General features: G+C 65.3%; 14 protein-coding genes. 11 read left to right on the forward strand and 3 right to left on the reverse strand.

Annotation, left to right across the window (positions count from 1 at the left end; translation table 11 throughout):
* Positions 1 to 25 precede the first annotated feature (25 nt).
* The 8 genes from GFD21_RS01680 (at position 26) to GFD21_RS01715 (ending at position 10,701) form a co-directional block, all read left to right on the forward strand.
* Entirely contained in the window at positions 26 to 1,723 is a 1,698-nt protein-coding gene (locus tag GFD21_RS01680) for an NAD+ synthase (protein WP_163196186.1), read from the forward strand.
* Positions 1,724 to 1,774: 51 nt separating this feature from the next.
* A complete protein-coding gene (locus tag GFD21_RS01685; RefSeq protein WP_163196187.1) occupies positions 1,775 to 1,981 on the forward strand; it encodes a hypothetical protein in 207 nt (68 codons plus the stop codon).
* Positions 1,982 to 2,269: 288 nt separating this feature from the next.
* Entirely contained in the window at positions 2,270 to 4,645 is a 2,376-nt protein-coding gene (pflB, locus tag GFD21_RS01690; RefSeq protein ID WP_163196188.1) for a formate C-acetyltransferase, read from the forward strand.
* 170 nt (positions 4,646 to 4,815) lie between these two features.
* The gene (gene pflA, locus GFD21_RS01695) at positions 4,816 to 5,694 is read left to right on the forward strand and encodes a pyruvate formate-lyase-activating protein (RefSeq protein ID WP_163196190.1); all 879 of its coding nucleotides are present in this window, start codon (positions 4,816 to 4,818) and stop codon (positions 5,692 to 5,694) included.
* Positions 5,695 to 5,746: 52 nt separating this feature from the next.
* On the forward strand, positions 5,747 to 6,394 hold the full coding sequence (locus GFD21_RS01700) for a DUF3000 family protein (protein WP_163196191.1): 648 nt from the start codon (positions 5,747 to 5,749) through the stop codon (positions 6,392 to 6,394).
* Complete coding sequence (locus tag GFD21_RS01705; RefSeq protein ID WP_163196193.1) at positions 6,387 to 7,691, forward strand: HRDC domain-containing protein; 1,305 nt, start codon at positions 6,387 to 6,389, stop codon at positions 7,689 to 7,691. Before GFD21_RS01700 ends, GFD21_RS01705 begins: the two co-directional genes overlap by 8 nt.
* Positions 7,692 to 7,742: 51 nt before the next feature.
* On the forward strand, positions 7,743 to 9,110 hold the full coding sequence (gene tig, locus GFD21_RS01710; protein ID WP_163196195.1) for a trigger factor: 1,368 nt from the start codon (positions 7,743 to 7,745) through the stop codon (positions 9,108 to 9,110).
* A 187-nt stretch (positions 9,111 to 9,297) separates the two neighbouring features.
* Positions 9,298 to 10,701 carry a chloride channel protein gene (locus tag GFD21_RS01715; RefSeq protein WP_163196196.1) on the forward strand — a complete coding sequence of 468 codons (1,404 nt, stop codon included), beginning with the start codon at positions 9,298 to 9,300 and terminating at the stop codon, positions 10,699 to 10,701.
* A 51-nt stretch (positions 10,702 to 10,752) separates the two neighbouring features.
* On the opposite strand, the gene GFD21_RS01720 is transcribed toward GFD21_RS01715, so the two are convergent.
* A complete protein-coding gene (locus GFD21_RS01720) occupies positions 10,753 to 11,913 on the reverse strand; it encodes an MFS transporter (RefSeq protein ID WP_163196198.1) in 1,161 nt (386 codons plus the stop codon).
* 563 nt (positions 11,914 to 12,476) lie between these two features.
* On the opposite strand from GFD21_RS01720, the gene GFD21_RS01725 reads away from it, so the two are divergent.
* The 3 genes from GFD21_RS01725 (at position 12,477) to GFD21_RS01735 (ending at position 15,339) form a co-directional block, all read left to right on the forward strand.
* Entirely contained in the window at positions 12,477 to 13,736 is a 1,260-nt protein-coding gene (locus GFD21_RS01725) for a Fic family protein (protein WP_163196199.1), read from the forward strand.
* 232 nt (positions 13,737 to 13,968) lie between these two features.
* Complete coding sequence (locus GFD21_RS01730) at positions 13,969 to 14,229, forward strand: GNAT family N-acetyltransferase (protein WP_318643721.1); 261 nt, start codon at positions 13,969 to 13,971, stop codon at positions 14,227 to 14,229.
* A 453-nt stretch (positions 14,230 to 14,682) separates the two neighbouring features.
* Positions 14,683 to 15,339 carry a hypothetical protein gene (locus GFD21_RS01735; protein WP_163196203.1) on the forward strand — a complete coding sequence of 219 codons (657 nt, stop codon included), beginning with the start codon at positions 14,683 to 14,685 and terminating at the stop codon, positions 15,337 to 15,339.
* A gap of 11 nt (positions 15,340 to 15,350) precedes the next feature.
* On the opposite strand, the gene GFD21_RS01740 is transcribed toward GFD21_RS01735, so the two are convergent.
* Positions 15,351 to 16,097: an N-acyl homoserine lactonase family protein gene (locus GFD21_RS01740; RefSeq protein WP_240811886.1), complete on the reverse strand. Its 747-nt coding sequence runs from the start codon at positions 16,095 to 16,097 to the stop codon at positions 15,351 to 15,353.
* A 366-nt stretch (positions 16,098 to 16,463) separates the two neighbouring features.
* Positions 16,464 to 17,558, reverse strand: coding sequence for a redox-regulated ATPase YchF (ychF, locus tag GFD21_RS01745; RefSeq protein ID WP_163196207.1), 1,095 nt, complete (start codon positions 17,556 to 17,558; stop codon positions 16,464 to 16,466).
* Positions 17,559 to 17,879 lie beyond the last annotated feature (321 nt).

Raw genomic sequence — 17,879 nt, forward strand, 5'->3', positions numbered from 1 at the left:
CCGGATGGGGATAGGATAGGGAACCATGACACAGATTCGCTTCGCACTCGCACAGATCGACACCTGCGTCGGCGCCCTCGACGACAACGCCGCCAAGGTGCTCGACTACAGCCGCCGCGCCGCCGCGGACGACGCCAGGGTCGTCGTCTTCCCCGAGATGACGCTCACCGGATACCCGATCGAGGACCTCGCCCTGCGCCGCACGTTCCGCCAGGCCGCATGGGACAAGGCGAACGAGCTGGCCGCCGCGCTCAAGAAGGAGGGCCTGCGCGACCTGTACGTGGTCGTCGGCACCGTCGGCACCGACCATGAGACCTCCAAGCCGTACAACCGTCTCGTCGTCCTGCACGACGGCGTGGTGTGGGCCGGATACGACAAGCACTTCCTGCCCAACTACGGCGTGTTCGACGAATTCCGCATCTTCAAGGCCGGCGAACGCTCCGTCGTGCTCGACGTGGACGGCGCGCGCCTCGGCGTGGCCATCTGCGAGGACATCTGGCAGGACGGCGGCCCGGTCTCCGAGCTGGCGGGACGCGACATCGACGCGCTGGTGACCATCAACGGCTCCCCGTACGAGGAGGGCAAGACGGACGTGCGCTTCGAACTGGCGAAGCGCCGCGCCGCCGAGGTCGAGGCGCCGCTCATCTACCTCAACCAGGTGGGCGGGCAGGACGATCTCGTCTTCGACGGCGGCAGCTTCGTCGTCGACGCGGACGGCGAACTCGTCGAACGCAGCCCGATGTTCATGGAGGACCTCTCCTACTGGACCCTCGACACCGCCAAGGTGCGCCAGACGCGCACCACCGTCGCCCCGATGCTCGACCCGGACGAGGAGGTGTACACCGCCTGCGTGCTCGGCCTCAAGGACTACATGGCCAAGAACCGGTTCACCGGCGTGACGCTCGGCCTGTCCGGCGGCATTGACTCCGCGCTCGTCGCCGCCATGGCCGCGGACGCCGTCGGCGGCGGCAACGTGCATGGCATCTCGATGCCGTCCATGTACTCCTCCGACGGTTCCAAGGACGATGCGGCCGATCTGGCCGCCAACATCGGCGCCCACTACGACGTGCAGCCCATCGAGCCGCTGTTCAAGGCGTTCCAGGGCCAGCTCGACCTCGACGGCGTGGCCGCCGAGAACCTGCAGGCGCGCATCCGCGGCGTCATCGTCATGGCGTACTCGAACTCGAAGGGCCTGCTCGCCGTCGCCACCGGCAACAAGTCCGAACTCGCCTGCGGCTACTCCACCATCTACGGCGACGCCGTGGGCGGCTACGCTCCGATCAAGGACCTGCTCAAGACCCGCGTGTGGGAGCTCGCCCGCTGGCGCAACAAGGCCGCGGCCGCCGGCGTCGGCATCGGTGGGCTGAAGATCGTCGGCAACGAGGCCGGGAACCCGGGCGCGCCGCTCAAGGACGGCGTGATGATCCCGGTCGCCTCCATCGAGAAGGCGCCTTCCGCCGAGCTGCGCCCCGGCCAGAAGGATTCCGATTCGCTGCCCGAATACGAGCTGCTCGACAAGGTCCTCGCCGCGTACATCGAGCACGCGCACGGCCGTGCCGACCTGCTCGCCGACGGCTTCGACGAGAAGACAGTCGACACGGTGATGAGGCTCGTCGACCGGGCGGAGTGGAAGCGCCGCCAATACCCGTTGGGGCCGAAGGTCACTGCGCTTGCGTTCGGACGCGACCGGCGTCTGCCGATCACCAACGCGTTCAGGGAATAGTTCGAGGTCGCGGCGGCACCCGCCGCGCCGCATCGGAAGGGAAGGACGATTATGGCGAAGGACACCCGATGGTATTTCAACATGGTCACCGGAGAGCCCGAGCAGGGGCCGAAATCCCCGATCGAGCAGCGCATGGGGCCGTACAAGTCCCGTGAGGACGCGATAGACGCATGGAAGATCTTCCAGGACCGCGAGACGCTCTGGAAGGAACAGGACCGCCGGTGGAACCTCGACTGGGACCGCCCGCGCAAGGTGTGACGCCGCCGGGCGCGCGTCGGTCATCCGGCGGCATGCTCGAGGCCTCTCTTGTCGCGCCGCGCCCCGGCGCCGTCTCCGAAGCGATCCGGATGCGGTGCCGGGCGTGCGGCCCGGCGGGGGAGGCCTTCCGTTTTCCGTCGGATGACGGTGCGGACGATGGTGTGAACGATAACGAAATGTGAGATATGTCACGCGCATTTTGCGTTCATTCCAAGTTTCCTGCCACTACACTTGGGAACCAACGACGTCGAAGAAGCGTCGAATGGAAAACAACACCAAGGAGTGGATATGACAGCTGTTGAGTCTGCTGCACTGACCCAGGAGGAGCTCGACGCCAAGGCGTGGGCCGGCTTCGAGGGCGGCAACTGGCAGAAGGACATCGATGTCCGTGACTTCATCCAGAAGAACTACACCCCGTACACCGGCGACGAGAGCTTCCTGGCCCCCGCCACCGAGAAGACCAAGCACCTGTGGAAGTACCTCGACGACAACTACCTGGCCGTCGAGCGCAAGCAGCGCGTCTACGACGTCGACACCCACACCCCCGCGGGCATCGACGCCTTCCCGGCCGGCTACATCGACTCCCCGGAGGTCGACAACGTGATCGTCGGCCTGCAGACCGACGTCCCCTGCAAGCGCGCGATGATGCCGAACGGCGGCTGGCGCATGGTCGAGCAGGCCATCAAGGAGGCCGGCAAGGAGCCGGACCCGGAGATCAAGAAGATCTTCACCAAGTACCGCAAGACCCACAACGACGGCGTCTTCGGCGTGTACACCAAGCAGATCAAGGTCGCCCGCCACAACAAGATCCTCACCGGTCTGCCGGACGCCTACGGCCGCGGCCGCATCATCGGCGACTACCGCCGCGTGGCCCTGTACGGCGTGAACAAGCTGATCGCCTTCAAGAAGCGCGACAAGGACTCCGTGCCGTACCGCAACGACTTCACCGAGCCGGAGATCGAGCACTGGATCCGCTTCCGCGAGGAACACGACGAGCAGATCAAGGCCCTCAAGCAGCTCATCAACCTGGGCAACGAGTACGGCCTCGACCTGACCCGCCCGGCCCAGACCGCCCAGGAGGCCGTGCAGTGGACCTACATGGGCTACCTCGCCTCCATCAAGTCCCAGGACGGCGCCGCCATGTCCTTCGGCCGCAACTCCGCGTTCCTCGACTGCTACATCGAGCGCGACCTCGAGGCCGGCAAGATCACCGAGACCGACGCCCAGGAGCTCATCGACAACATCGTCATGAAGCTGCGCATCGTGCGCTTCCTGCGCACCAAGGACTACGACGCCATCTTCTCCGGCGACCCGTACTGGGCGACTTGGTCCGACGCCGGCTTCGGCGACGACGGCCGTCCGCTGGTCACCAAGACCTCGTTCCGTCTGCTCAACACCCTGACCCTCGAGCACCTCGGACCCGGCCCGGAGCCGAACATCACCATCTTCTGGGACCCGAAGCTGCCGGAAGGCTACAAGCGCTTCTGCGCCAAGATCTCCATCGACACCTCGGCCATCCAGTACGAGTCCGATCGTGAGATCCGCGGCCACTGGGGCGACGACGCGGCCATCGCCTGCTGCGTCTCCCCGATGCGCGTCGGCAAGCAGATGCAGTTCTTCGCCGCCCGCGTGAACTCCGCCAAGGCCCTGCTGTACGCCATCAACGGCGGCCGCGACGAGATGACCGGCATGCAGGTCATCGACAAGGGCGTGATCGACCCGATCACCCCGGAGGCCGACGGCTCCCTCGACTACGAGAAGGTCAAGAACAACTACGAGAAGGCCCTCGAGTGGCTGTCCGAGACCTACGTGATGGCGCTGAACATCATCCACTACATGCACGATAAGTACGCGTACGAGTCCATCGAGATGGCCCTGCACGACAAGGAGGTGTACCGCACCCTCGGTTGCGGCATGTCCGGTCTGTCCATCGCCGCCGACTCCCTCGCCGCGATCAAGTACGCCAAGGTGTACCCGATCACCAACGCCGAGGCCAAGAACCTCGAAGGCCACGAGTACGAGTACGTCGAGGGCGCCGACGACGACCTGGTCGTGGGCTACCGCACCGAGGGCGAGTTCCCGATCTACGGCAACGACGACGACCGCGCCGACGACATCGCCAAGTGGGTCGTCTCCACGGTCATGGGCCAGGTCAAGCGCCTGCCCGTCTACCGCGGTGCCGTCCCGACCCAGTCCATCCTGACGATCACCTCCAATGTGGAGTACGGCAAGAACACCGGTTCCTTCCCGTCCGGCCACAAGAAGGGCACCCCGTACGCCCCGGGCGCGAACCCGGAGAACGGCATGGACTCCCACGGCATGCTGCCGTCGATGTTCTCGGTCGGCAAGATCGACTACAACGACGCCCTTGACGGCATCTCGCTGACCAACACCATCACCCCCGATGGCCTCGGTCGCGACGAGGAGGAGCGCATCGGCAACCTGGTCGGCATCCTCGACGCCGGCAACGGCCACGGCCTCTACCACGCGAACATCAACGTCCTGCGCAAGGAGACCATGGAGGACGCCGTCGAGCACCCGGAGAAGTACCCGCACCTGACCGTGCGCGTCTCCGGCTACGCGGTGAACTTCGTCAAGCTCACCAAGGAGCAGCAGCTCGACGTCATCTCCCGTACCTTCCACCAGGGCGCCGTCACCGACTGATTCCGGCCGGAGACAGACGACCGCGTGAAGCGGTAGAACGATGAGAAGGGGTGGGATTCGTCCCACCCCTTCCCGTTTGCCCGGCGCGGCACGGATCCGGACCGCCCGGCGCCGCACTATATTTGACTTCCGTACAACACCCGCATCACCACTGGAACAGGAGGACGACGATGCCCGACACCCAGTTCCGCACCACCACGCGCCATATGCTGCGCGAATCCAAGACCTACGCCAAGCAGACCCTCATGGGAGGGCTCTCCGGCTTCGAATCGCCGATCGGCCTCGACCGCCGCGACCGCATCGCCGCGTTGAAATCCGGCGACATCGGCTTCGTCCACTCGTGGGACATCAACACCTCCGTGGACGGCCCGGGCACCCGCATGACCGTGTTCATGAGCGGCTGCCCGCTGCGCTGCCAGTACTGCCAGAACCCGGACACCTGGAAGATGCGCGACGGCAAGCCCGTCACCCTCGAGGCGATGATCAAGAAGGTCGACCGCTACAAGGACCTGTTCAAGGCCACGCACGGCGGCATCACGTTCTCCGGCGGCGAGTCGATGATGCAGCCCGCCTTCGTCTCCCGCGTGTTCCGCGCCGCCAAGGAGATGGGCGTGCACACCTGCCTCGACACCTCCGGCTTCCTCAACGCCAACTACACCGACGAGATGCTCGAGGACATCGACCTGTGCCTGCTCGACGTCAAATCCGGGGACGAGGAGACCTACCACAAGGTGACCGGCGGCCTGCTCCAGCCCACCATCGACTTCGGCCAAAGGCTCGCCAAGGCCGGCAAGAAGATCTGGGTGCGTTTCGTGCTCGTGCCCGGCCTGACCGACTCCGAGGAGAACGTCGAGAACGTGGCGCGCATCTGCGAAAGCTTCGACGGCGCCGTCGAGCACATCGACGTGCTCGGGTTCCACCAGCTTGGACGCCCGAAATGGCATGAGCTGCGCATCCCGTACCCGCTGGAGAACCAGAAGGGCCCCAACGCCGCACTGCGCGAGCGCGTCACGAAGCAGTTCGAGGCGCACGGCTTCACCGTCTACTAAATTCCGCGTGCCGATACCCTCGAAACCGCATGAGCGCCCTTAGGCTGGAACCATGGCCGACATCTACGCATTTCCCACGGGCGTGAAATCGCGCACGGGGCGTGACGCCGACCCGGAACTGCCGGGCCGGCCGGTCGGCGTTCCCGATGACGTGTGGCAGGCCGTCGAATCGATACGCGAGATGCCGCACCTCAGGGACGTACGCTATCGCGAGATCCCGGTGCCGTCCACGCTGGCGGACTACGGCATCGGCGTGGAACTCGAATCCGGCGCGCGCGAGGACGCCGCCGACCGGATGTTCGACGGCACCATGCCCACGGGTCTCGCCACCGGATGGATCATGATCCTCTACTCGGTCGAACCCCGTTCCGACTGGGGTTCGAACTGGCGGTGTGTCGCGTTCGCGAGGCTGCCGCTCGACAAGGGGGAGAACGACGCGCTCACCCCGGACATGTACTGGGACATCATGTGCGACCATCTCGACGCCGCGGAACCCGGCAGCATCGGCGGCACCGTCACCGTCACGCGCAACACCGCGTTCGGTTCGCTCGGACGCGACGATTCCGCCGGCTGCGAGATGCGCGTATCGTTCACCCCCACGACGTTCGACGGCATGTCGTATGATGCCGGAGCGAGCGTGTCCGCATGGGCGCGCTTCCTGAGATCCACCATCTTTGACGGGGAAACGGACGTTGACTGAACCCATACAGGAACCACGGCTCCAAACCCAGCCTCGCGGGGGAGTGCCGGCCGTCACCGACACCATTGACGGATACCGGCGCGTATGCGAGGCCCTCGCCTCCGCCACGGGGCCTCTCGCGGCGGACGCCGAGCGGGCATCGGGCTTCCGCTACGGCCATGAGGACTGGCTCATCCAGTTCAAACGCGACGGGGCCGGCATCGCCCTGCTCGACCCGGTGGCGCTCACCCGGGCCGGAGCCGACTGGAACGGGGTCAACGAGGCCGTCGGAGACGCCGTGTGGATCATCCACGACGCGATGATGGACCTGCCCGGGTTCGCCGACATCGGACTGACGCCGCGCCGTCTGTTCGACACGGAGGTGGCGGCACGTCTGCTGGGCCTGCACCGGTTCGGCCTGGCCGCCGTCACCGCGCACTACCTCGGCATCACCCTGGCGAAGGAGCACTCCGCCGCGGACTGGTCGTACCGGCCGTTGCCGTGGGACTGGCGCAACTACGCCGCACTCGACGTGGAGCTGCTCATCGAGCTCGAATCATGCATGCGCGCCGACCTGCGCAGGGCCGGCAAGGAGGAATGGGCCGAGGAGGAGTTCGCCCACATCCTCGCCGAGGGCACGTCCGGGCGCCCGCGGCACGAGCATCCCGTGCCGTGGTTGCGCATCTCGCACATCACCAAACTCGCGCGCGACCGCCGCGGGCTGGCCGTGGCGCGGGCGCTGTGGACCAGGCGCGACGAACTGGCCAGACGGTACGACATCGCGCCCACCCTGCTGCTCGCCGACTCCTCGATCATCGAGGCCGCCCAGCGCAAACCGCACAACGCCAGGGAGTTCCGCGCCGTGCGCTGCCTGAACGAACGCGTGCGCATGCACACCGGCGGCGAACAGGACAAGATGTTCGAACGCTACGCGCCCATCCAGCGTACGGTGAAGCCCTCCATGTGGAAGAACGTCATCCAGGAGGCGCTCGACCTTCCCGAGGACGAGCTGCCGACCATGCCGTCGGGCCATGCGGGGGCCGGCGAAGGCGAGACGAACGCGCCGCGCGCGATGCGCATCTGGGACCGCCACCCCGAACGCAGGGAGCGTCTGCACCGCGTGCGCCGCGTCATCAACCAGATCGCCGAGGACACGCGCACCCCGGCCGATATCATCGTGCGGCCGCAGATCATCCGCAACCTGTGCTGGACCGACGACCCGCGCGGCCTCGATGTGGCCGGCTTCCTCCGGGAGCAGGGCGCGCGCGACTGGCAGGTGAAACTGATCGCAGCGTCCGTGTCGCGCGTTATACTGTGACGGTTGCCTTCGGGCAGATGTAGGAAAAACAACTTTTCAGGAGCGTTTAGCGTGAAGATCAGCGTTCGTAACCTCGAACCCACCAAGGTGAAGCTCACCATCACCGTCGAACCGGAGGAGTTCGACCCGTACCTCGATGCCGCTCGCAAGGACATCGCCAAGCAGGTGAACGTGCCGGGCTTCCGCAAGGGCCACGTTCCGGGCAAGATCATCGACCAGCGTTTCGGCTTCGGCGCCGTCGCCGGTGAGGCCGTCAACAATGGTGTGCCGGAGCTGTACTCCAAGGCCCTCGAGGAGAAGAAGATTCATCCGATGGCCCAGCCGGAGTTCGACGTCGTCGACGTGCCGGAATCCGCCAAGGACGAGAAGAAGCTCAAGTTCACCGCCACCGTCGAGCGCCGCCCGGAGATCGAGCTGCCCGAGATCGACGGCATGGAGATCGCCATCGCCGCCCCGGAGGTCAAGGACGAGGACGTCGACAAGCGCCTCGAGGCCCTGCGCCAGCGCTTCGGCACCCTGGTCGGCGTGGACCGTCCGGCCGCCAAGGGCGACTTCGCCAACATCGACCTGTCCGCCGAGATCGACGGCGAGGTCGTCGACTCCCAGGAGGGCGTGAGCTACGAGCTCGGCTCCAACACCATGCTCGACGGTCTGGATGAGGCCCTCGACGGCCTGTCCGCCGGCGAGGAGACCACCTTCGAAGGCACGCTGGAGGCCGGCGAGCACGAGGGCCAGAAGGCCACCGTCAAGGTCAAGGTCAACTCCGTGAAGGCCGAGGAGCTGCCGGAGCTGGACGACGACTTCGCCCAGGAGGCCTCCGAGTTCGACACGCTCGACGAGCTCAAGGCCGACATCCGCAAGGCCGCCGGCGAGGACGCCAAGGGCCGTCAGGCCACCGAGGCCCGCGACGCGTTCCTCGCGAAGCTGGCCGAGGGCCTCGAGATCCCGGTGCCGAAGGGCGTCAAGGCCGCCGCGGTCGAGGAGCACCTCAAGGGCCTCACCCCGGATCCGGAGAAGGCCACCGACGAGCAGAAGCAGCAGGCCGAGGAAGGCGCCGAGAAGGAGATCAAGGATCAGATCCTGCTCGACACCCTCGCCGAGAAGATGAACGTCGAGGTCTCCCAGGCCGACGTGTTCAACTTCCTCGCCTCCATCGCCCAGCAGTACGGCATGGACCCGAACGCCTTCATCCAGGCCATCATCAAGAACGGCCAGCTCGGCTCCGCCGTGCAGGAGGTCGGTCGTTCCAAGGGTCTGCTGGCCGGCATGCGCGCCGTCAAGTTCACCGCCAACGGCGAAGAGGTCGACCTCTCCGCGTTCCTCGGTGACGCCGCCGAAGAGGAGGAGGCCGAGTCCGTCGAGGCCGCTTCCGCCGCCGCCGCGGTCGCCGACGAGCTGTCCGCCAAGGACGGCGAGTGAGCATGGTCGCGCGCTAGCGTGATATGACGTATGGGGGCTTGGAATCCAACGGGTTCCAGGCCCCCATTTCGTTATGCCGCCGAAACGGCATACCCATGGCGACGGTCGCACGATCGCCGGGGCGCGCAATCGGCTCCCTCCGTCGAGGGAGCTTCCGGCAGGGCCGGTTGGGGGAAAGGTGATGGTGATGTACGGACGAACGCGCATCAATCGCATGCTATGGCTCGTCGCGGCGACGCTCGTGCTGGGGTCGCTGATCGGCGTGGGAGCGGGATTGCTCACGCTGCTGCTATACGGCGTCGAACATGTGATGCTCGGATATATCGAAAGCGGCCTGATCCCCGGTCCGTTCCACGTGCCGGCCGTGCGCCGCGCCGTCTCCGTGACCGTGGGATTGTCCATCGCCGCGTTGGCCTGGTGGCTGCTGCGCACGAAGACCGAAAAGGTGCCGTCCGTCAAAAAGGCGGTCGCGGGGGAGCGCATGCCCTGGTGGCAGACCGTCGTGCACGTGGTGCTGCAGATCTTCATCGTCGGTTCCGGCGCCTCCATCGGGCGCGAGGTCGCGCCGCGCGAACTCGGCGCCATGCTCGCGCAACGGTTCTGCGACCTGTTCCGTATCGGGGTGGACGGGAACGGCACCGGTCCGGCCGACCGTCGCATGGTCGTCGCCGTCGCCGCCGGTGCCGGTCTGGGAGGCGTGTACGATGCGCCGCTCGCCGGCATGTTCTTCGCCGTCGAGATCCTCCTCGTGGACGTGACCATCGAGAAGGTCGCGTTCGGGCTGGGCATGTCCGCCACGGCCGCGTTCGTCGCCTCGCTCGTCAAAGGACGTCACACGTTCTACGATGTGACCGCCATGCAACCGGACTACTCGGCGAGCCTCATGCTGTTCGCGCTGGTATGCGGCGCCATATGCGGCGCCGCCGGCGCCGCCTTCCGCAAAGGGTCGCAATGGGCGACCTCCCATCAGCCGAAGGGACGCGGGCTGCTGTGGCAGATGCCGCTCGCCGGTCTGCTCACCGGACTCGTCGCCGTCATCGTGCCGCAGGTGATGGGCAACGGGCGTGCGGCCGCGCAACTGGGATTCAGTACGTTCATGCCGGACGTCGCCGCCGTCTCCGGGGCGTCGCAGTCGTCTTCATCGACGGCCGCCTCGCCATGGACGCTGCTGGCCACGGGCGGATCGTCAAGCACCGGACTTGCGCCCCACGCCGACGTTCCGCTCGCCATGGCCGGTTTATGGGCGCCGCTCGGGATACTGGCGATCACCTTCATCGCGAAGGCCGCCATCACCTTGCTGACCATCCGGTCCGGCGCATCCGGCGGCGTGCTGCAGCCGGGCATCGCCTTGGGCGCCACGCTGGGGGCGATGCTCGGTCTGGTCTGGATGCTCGCATTCCCGTCCGATTCGGCGGCCGCATGCGCGCTCATCGGAGCGGCGGCCCTGTTGAGCGCCTCGCAGCAGGCGCCGCTCATGGCCATGTGCCTGGTCATGGAACTGACCGAGGCGCCCATCACGTTCTTCGTTCCCGTCGGCCTTGGCGTCGCCGCATCCGCATTCGTCTCCAGCTGGCTGCTTGAACGCAGGTGATCCGGCGAACCGTATGCGCTTCGCCGGATCATGCGCGACGGGGGAGGTCGATCAGCGTCGTCCGACGCGTTCGAACCTTAGGGCGAACGTGGCCAGCAACGCCACCGCGGCCACGGTGAACGGCAGTCCGGCGAGGCCGATGACGTGGTAGTCCATGCCGGAGGCGTTCAGCGCCATGCCGCCGACCAGGGATCCGACGGCGTTGCCGCCGTTGAAGGCGATCTGCACGGCCGCGCCGCCGATGAGCTCTCCGCCGCCCTTGCCGGCCTCGGCCATGAGCAGCATCTGGGGGCCGTTGATGAAGAACAGGCCGAACGCGATCCAGAAGGTCAGCAGTGCGCAGGTGGCCATGTTGCCGGGCGTCAGGAACACCATCAGCAGGCCAAGCGCGGAGATCGACTGGCCCACCGCCGCGGTCGCTGAATGCAGCCAGCGGTCTGCCATATGACCTCCGGACAGGCCGCCGACCACCATGCCGAATCCGGCGAGCATCATCAGCAGCGGCACGAGGCGTGAATCATAGCCGCCGGTCTTCTGCAGCCAGGGGGAGACGTAGCTCCACCAGCAGAACACGCCCGAATTGCCGACGAACACCGCGCCGAGCACCAGCCACGGGCCGGGCTTGGCAAGGAAACGGAACTGTCCGGCAAGACCGGCGTCGGGCACGGCCGGGATAAGCGGCATCCACGCCAGGGTGAGGACGATCGTGAGACCGGCGCCGGCGGCCAGGATCACGAAAGCCAGGCGCCAGTCGAGGTATTCGGCGAGCAACGTGCCCGCCGGGACGCCGAACATGTTGGCGAGCGTCTGTCCGGTGACCATCACCGAGACGGCCTTGCCTTCCCGGCCCTTGTCGGCCAGCGCCTTCGCGATCACCGTGCCGGTGCCGAAGAACGCGCCATGCGGCAGACCGGCGATGAACCGGGCGGCGACGAGCACCGCGGCGTTCGGCGCCGCCGCGCTCAGTGCGTTGCCGGCCAGCGCGAGCGCCATGAACAGGATGACCAGATGCTTCGGACTCGCCTTGCGTCCGAACACGAGCATGGTCACGCCGACGCACACGCCGATGGCGTACGCGGAGATGAAGTGCCCTGCGGTCGGAATGGACACGTTCGTGGCGGCCGCCGCCTGGGGCAGGATGCCCATCATCACGAATTCGGCGGCGCCGAGCACGAAGGCCCCGGCGGCGATGGACAGCAGGCTTCTCTTCACGGGTGATTCCTCTTCTCTGCGACGTGATTGATCCCGCATAGAGTATATGCGCCACGGACGAAGGCGGCGTCCACCTATACGGACTCGTCCAAGGAATTGAGCTTCCCGATGACGATGCAGGGCGTCACCACCACCATCAGAATGCAGAAGCGGTGAGCGATACCGTACAAGACGACACGCAAGACATCAGACGCCCCCGGGGAATAGATGCGTCGTCCCGGCGCGATTTCATGTGGCAACAATCGACCCCGGTATGACTGAGGGCTTTGGAATCCCAATGATTCCAAAGTCCTCGACACTACCCGGCAACCACTTGCTCACATTGGGTGGAGGTCACTCGGAGTAGGCGCCACGCAGCGGGTCCATCGTGCTCAACGGTCCGGTCGGCGGATGCAGACCCCGACAACATCGCGTGATGCGTCGCCTATTGTCCCGCCGGGACAATAGAACCCTCGATTTCGGATTCCCAATGATGCCTATTGTCCCAAATCGGCGTTTTGGAACAATAGAACCCTTAATGTCATGCACATAACGGTTCTTTTCCGCGAAAGGGAACAATAACAATGGGCTACAAGAGCATCCGGCAGACGGTGCATATGAGCCGGTCGGGCGAACGGCCCGACGACATGGCCGAACACGAATACCGGCTCAGACTCGAGGGATGGAGCACGTTCCGTTCCGGAATCGTATTGCGCAGGCACGAGCCGTTCGTCGTGAACTTCCGCGAGCTCGCCGTCATCGTCGAAGGCATCCGGGAGCGGGAACACGATGTGGCGGGCCTATGGAACGACCTGCCGCCGATCGCGCGCCGCGCCTACCTGTTCGACCTCATCGGCGCGGAGATGCAGAGCACCAACAGCATCGAGGGCGTACGTTCCACACGCAAGGAGATCAGCGAGGCGTTGGAGGCCGCCATCGGCGACGGCCCGCATAAACGGTTCAGCGAATTCGCCAAACTATTCCTCGCACTCGGCGGCGACGACCCCGCGCGCTACGCCATGCCCGGGGCACTCGAAGACATCAGGGGCATCTACGACCGCGTCATGGCCGGCGAACTCGCCTCCGGGGACGAACCGGACGGCGAACTATTCCGCAAGGGCTCCGTCTACATCGACGACCAGGCCACGGGCCGCCGCATCCACGCCGGCATCACGCCGGAATCGGAGATCAAGGTCGCGCTCACCCAATGGCTCGCCCTCACACGCAACCGGGACGTTCCGCCACTGATTCGCGCCGCCCTATGCCATTTCGCGTTCGAATACATCCACCCGTTCTACGACGGCAACGGCAGGACCGGACGATTCCTGTTCGCCCTGCAGTTGCGCCAGCACCTGAGCGTGCCCACGGCGATCAGCCTCAGCCCGGTCATCTCCGACGGCAAGGACCGCTACTACAAGGCATTCGAGGATGCGCAGCACCCGTTGAACCGGTTGGACGCCAGCCTGTTCGCCTACCGGATGATGAAATTCGTCGCCGAAGCGCAGCAACACATCATCGACGACCTATCCGAAAAACGGCACAGGCTCGTGCACGCTCTCAACCGCCTCGACGATATCCAGGCCAGGAACGGCTGGACGGACGACGAAGGCAACATCGTGGCCATACTGATCCAAGAGGAGCTATTCGGCGTCGCCCCTCACGTCGTCACCAGAAAACAATTGGGCGAGGGACTCCGTATAGGACGCAAACGCGTCACGCAGGCCCTTGATGGCCTTGAAGCCTCGGGCGTGGTCGCGCATCAGGGAGTGAGGCCGGCACGGTATTACCTCGTGCATGAGACGACGAACGTCCTGTTGCAGGATGCCGGCGAAGAGGAATCATGACCGCCGTGTTGCCGGTGTCTGCGCGGCTGAACTACAGGCTAATGCCCATGATGCTGTATGAAACGGCGCCGAAGCTGACCGTGACGAGCGTCATCCCACCTGACAATCTAGCCGGCCTCTACTGCGCTGCCGCCGACACCGTCCTCATCGACACCTACATGCGCAAACGGTCGCCACGCCGACTGCCGACACCGGTGACGGCGATTCGTCCGACTCCGCAGTCGGCACGCCAATCGGATTCATCGACGTGGACGACGCCGGGTACATCGACATGCTGTTCGTCGACCCGGCGTACGGACGCATGGGCGTCGCCACGTCGCTGCTTACACGGGTGGGACGGTTCGCTGCCGCCCATGGCATCGGACGCCTCACCGTCCATGCCAGCATCACCGCGCGCCCGTTCTTCACCCGTCGCGGATTCCGCACGATCGAGACCCGGCATCCGACCATCGGAACCGTTTCGTTTGTCAACTATCTGATGATCTGCTCATAGCGACCGGCCGCTATCGGGCCGAAACCCCCAGTCTATGGCTCCAGGGTGTGGGGACAAACCCGAAGGAACCCATCCAATGGCGTTCGATACGACAATCCGAGATGGAAGAGCCCCATCGGCCTCTGGAGAATTCCACATGGCCAAAATGACCAAGGGCCTTGGAATCGCTGGAATTCCAAGGCCCTTGCAGTTACTCAGCAACCGCTACTTGCTGACGTTGAACTTGAACTCGACCGGCTTGCCCTTCTGCAACAGTCGCTCGTTTCCACGCATTGATCTCAGTCATCCGCCGTGACAGCGAGTCTGATGGCAATGTACTGGTATTCCTGAGTAAGACCACGCGAAACCCCACGAGTCGGGATGCACGCCGGATGAACAACGCCTTATCACCCTTGGTGTTGGCGCCCTCGGCGATGGGGTCGCCTGTCCGGAATGGCGGATATGAGTTGAGACATGGAGACCTCACATGCCGATCCGCCGCCCGTTGCGTCTAAGCCGCGGGACGACGTCGAGTCTGCCATCGAGCGCGCGCTCATCGATCTGCTCAACGAAGGCGCCGATCCATCCGGCCCGGCGGGACGCGTCGAGCTGCCATCGGTCAAGACGCTATGCGCGAAAGCGTTCGTGGCGCGCAGCACGTTCTATGCGCACTACCACCACGTTGGCGAGGTGCTCGAGACGTTGGAACGTCGACTGGTGAGGGACCTCGAGGAGCTGAACGAGCCGCTGACCGTCAGGGATGCCGATGGCGGGGATGCGCACGGAGCAGCGCGCGTCACGCTCATGCCCACGCTGGACTACATCCGGGCCAACGAGGATGCGTTCCACGCGCTGCTCGTCTCGGCGCCCGACGTTCGGTTCATTGAACGATGGAAGGACGCCATCAAGCGGCAATGCAGACTGCGGATGACCGACGGCGGTGAGGCGTCACGGGCGGAAGGCCCGCGCCGTCCCACCGTCAACCGCGAGTTGATTCTGGAGATCGTCGCCTCATCGATGGTGTCGGCCACCACGTTCTGGCTGCACGACCCATCCAAGGTACACGAGCAGGGAGTGGACGGAATCGTCAACACGGTGTTCGGCGCACTGGACGCACTGATCGTGCCGTGACGTGCGCCGTTTCAGCTCAGCAGGATCGTCTCGGGACGATTCGCCGTGTCGTGGCAGGCGATCGACCGCACGCATAGCGGCGACAGGCTCTGCTCGCGGATCCATTCGAGCGAGGAGCGCTGCGCGTGACGGTCGTAGACGATGCCCGACGTAACCATGTCCCTCCATGATCGCGTGGCGTAGCCGCCGTCGGCGAACAGCAGTACGTACCGGCCCGACGGCGCCGTGATCTTCATGGCCACCTGACCGTCGGTGTGGCCGGGGATGTTGATGAGCTGCACGCTGCGGTCGCCGAACAGGTCGTAGGATCGTCCGGCGGGGCCCTCATGGTCGTTCCAGTCGTACAGGTCGAGGTCGATTCCCCTCCACCACGAGGCATTGAAGCGCACGAGGCTGTTCGGGAACCGCGTGGCGCACCGCATCTCGTCCCTGGATACCATGATGCGCCGGGCGTTCCTCACGCCGCGCAGTCCATTCGCGTGGTCGCAATCGAGATGGGAGATCGCCACCACGTCGAGATCAGCCGGGGACAGGCCCTGCGCGGCCAGCTGCTCAGGCACGGTCATCCCCGTACCCACTACACCCTGGTTGACCCGGTACAGGGACCATGAGCCGAGAGAGCGGATCTGCGCCCCACGGTCGTAGACGCCGTCCGGGCTCATGTCTCGGCCCCAGCCGGTGTCGAACAGGATACAGCCGTGCGGCGTGGTGACGAGGAACGCGCACACGGGCAGCCATATGCGCTTGGACGCGGGCACGAAAAAGCCCGAACCGCGGACCAGTCCGCACCCGTTGCCGAAAGGCAGATCCGGTGAGACACGAACACGGCCGGCCACCATAACCTGAATGGAGATTGCTGAGTTGTTGGCACTGTTGTTGGTCATGGCTCCATTACAGAACGCCGTGTGATGGAGAGGCTTCGTTTCGCGCTACACAAAACGCGATTATGTCCACGATGGGCACCTGTGGCTTTCTCTCCGATCCAATCGTCCGTCACACCGGGCGCAGACCCCGGCGATGCACCGTTCCCAACACAGACCACGCCGCAACGGCCAGCGCTCCCCATTTGACGAGGGCCTTGGAATCACTGGAATTCCAAGGCCCTCAGCGCTACTCAGCAACCACTACTTGCTGACATTAAATTTGAACTCGACGATATCGCCGTCCTGCATGACGTAGTCGCGGCCTTCCTGGCGGAGCTTGCCCTCCTCCTTGATGACGGCCATCGAACCGTCGGCGGCGACGAAATCGTCGTAGGAGACGATGTCGGCCTTGATGAAGCCCTTTTCGAAGTCGGTGTGGATCACACCGGCGGCCTGCGGGGCGGTGAAGCCCTTGTGGATCTGCCAGGCGCGCACCTCCTTGACGCCCGCGGTCAGGAAGGTCTGCAGGCCGAGCACGTCGAAGCCGACGCGCGCCAGCTGGTCGAGGCCGGACTCCTTGAGTCCCGCGTCCTCGAGCATCTCACGGGCGTCCGCCTCGTCGAGCTCGGTCAGGTCGGCCTCGAACTGGGCGTTGAGGAACACGGCGGGCGCGGGGGCGACGGAATCGGCGAGATTCTTCTTCAGATCGTCGTTGGCGAGCTCGTTGTCGTCCACGTTGAACACGTAGATGAACGGCTTGGCGGTCATCAGGTGCAGGTCGTAGACGGAGTCCTTGTCGAAACGGCCTTCACGCGCGGCCTTGTCGAGCGTCTCGCCGGCCTCGAGGATGGTCTTCGCCTCCTTGACCGCGTCGAAGTACTCCTGTTCGATCTTCTTGCCGCGCAGATCCTTCTCCAGCTTCGGCAGCGCGTTCTCGATGGTCTGCAGGTCGGCGAGGATCAGCTCCGTGTTGATGGTGTCGATGTCGTCGGCCGGGTCCACCTTGCCGTTGACGTGCACGATGTCGTCGTCCTCGAAGGCGCGCACGACCTCGCAGATCGCGTCCGCCTCGCGGATGTTGGCCAGGAACTTGTTGCCCAGGCCCTCGCCCTCGGAGGCACCCTTGACGATGCCGGCGATGTCGACGAACGTCACGGTGGCGGGCACGATCTTCTCCGTGTGGACGAGCTTGGCGAGCACCGGCAGGCGGTCGTCCGGCAGCGGCACGACGCCCGTGTTCGGCTCGATGGTGGCGAACGGGTAGTTCTCGGCGAGCACGTTGTTGCGGGTCAATGCGTTGAACATGGTGGACTTGCCGACGTTCGGCAGTCCCACGATTCCGATAGTTAAAGACATGGCTTCCAGTCTAAGGGCGAAAGCGACAACGGGCCGCGGGCAACGCGCCCGGACCGGCGCATCCGTCGCCACGCCCGTTCCGCATCCGTTCGGGACGACGTGTGGCGTTTGGGCCGCTCCGTGGCCATGCCGGGTTTCGGACTATCCGATAGCGGGGTATAAGCGCCGCTCATAGCGGCCTGTGGCGGCGAATGCGCTTTCATCGTCGCGGAAGGGGCCGAATCGAATCGTTTCATCCGTTGCGCCGGTTGGGATTCCGGCGTATGACGCGAATTCCTGCCGGAAGGTCGGAATCTTGCGGATGAAACATAAACGTGAGAC

Source organism: Bifidobacterium platyrrhinorum (assembly GCF_010667645.1).
Lineage (GTDB): Bacteria > Actinomycetota > Actinomycetes > Actinomycetales > Bifidobacteriaceae > Bifidobacterium > Bifidobacterium platyrrhinorum.

Excerpts from the sequence above, each read along its gene's own strand:
- GFD21_RS01680 (WP_163196186.1), top strand. The coding sequence starts at position 26 with ATGACACAGATTCGCTTCGCACTCGCACAGATCGACACCTGCGTCGGC.
- GFD21_RS01700 (WP_163196191.1), top strand. The coding sequence starts at position 5,747 with ATGGCCGACATCTACGCATTTCCCACGGGCGTGAAATCGCGCACGGGG.
- GFD21_RS01735 (WP_163196203.1), top strand. The coding sequence starts at position 14,683 with ATGGAGACCTCACATGCCGATCCGCCGCCCGTTGCGTCTAAGCCGCGG.
- GFD21_RS01715 (WP_163196196.1), top strand. The coding sequence starts at position 9,298 with ATGTACGGACGAACGCGCATCAATCGCATGCTATGGCTCGTCGCGGCG.
- GFD21_RS01685 (WP_163196187.1), top strand. The coding sequence starts at position 1,775 with ATGGCGAAGGACACCCGATGGTATTTCAACATGGTCACCGGAGAGCCC.
- GFD21_RS01725 (WP_163196199.1), top strand. The coding sequence starts at position 12,477 with ATGGGCTACAAGAGCATCCGGCAGACGGTGCATATGAGCCGGTCGGGC.
- pflB (WP_163196188.1), top strand. The coding sequence starts at position 2,270 with ATGACAGCTGTTGAGTCTGCTGCACTGACCCAGGAGGAGCTCGACGCC.
- ychF (WP_163196207.1), bottom strand. The coding sequence starts at position 17,558 with ATGTCTTTAACTATCGGAATCGTGGGACTGCCGAACGTCGGCAAGTCC.
- pflA (WP_163196190.1), top strand. The coding sequence starts at position 4,816 with ATGCCCGACACCCAGTTCCGCACCACCACGCGCCATATGCTGCGCGAA.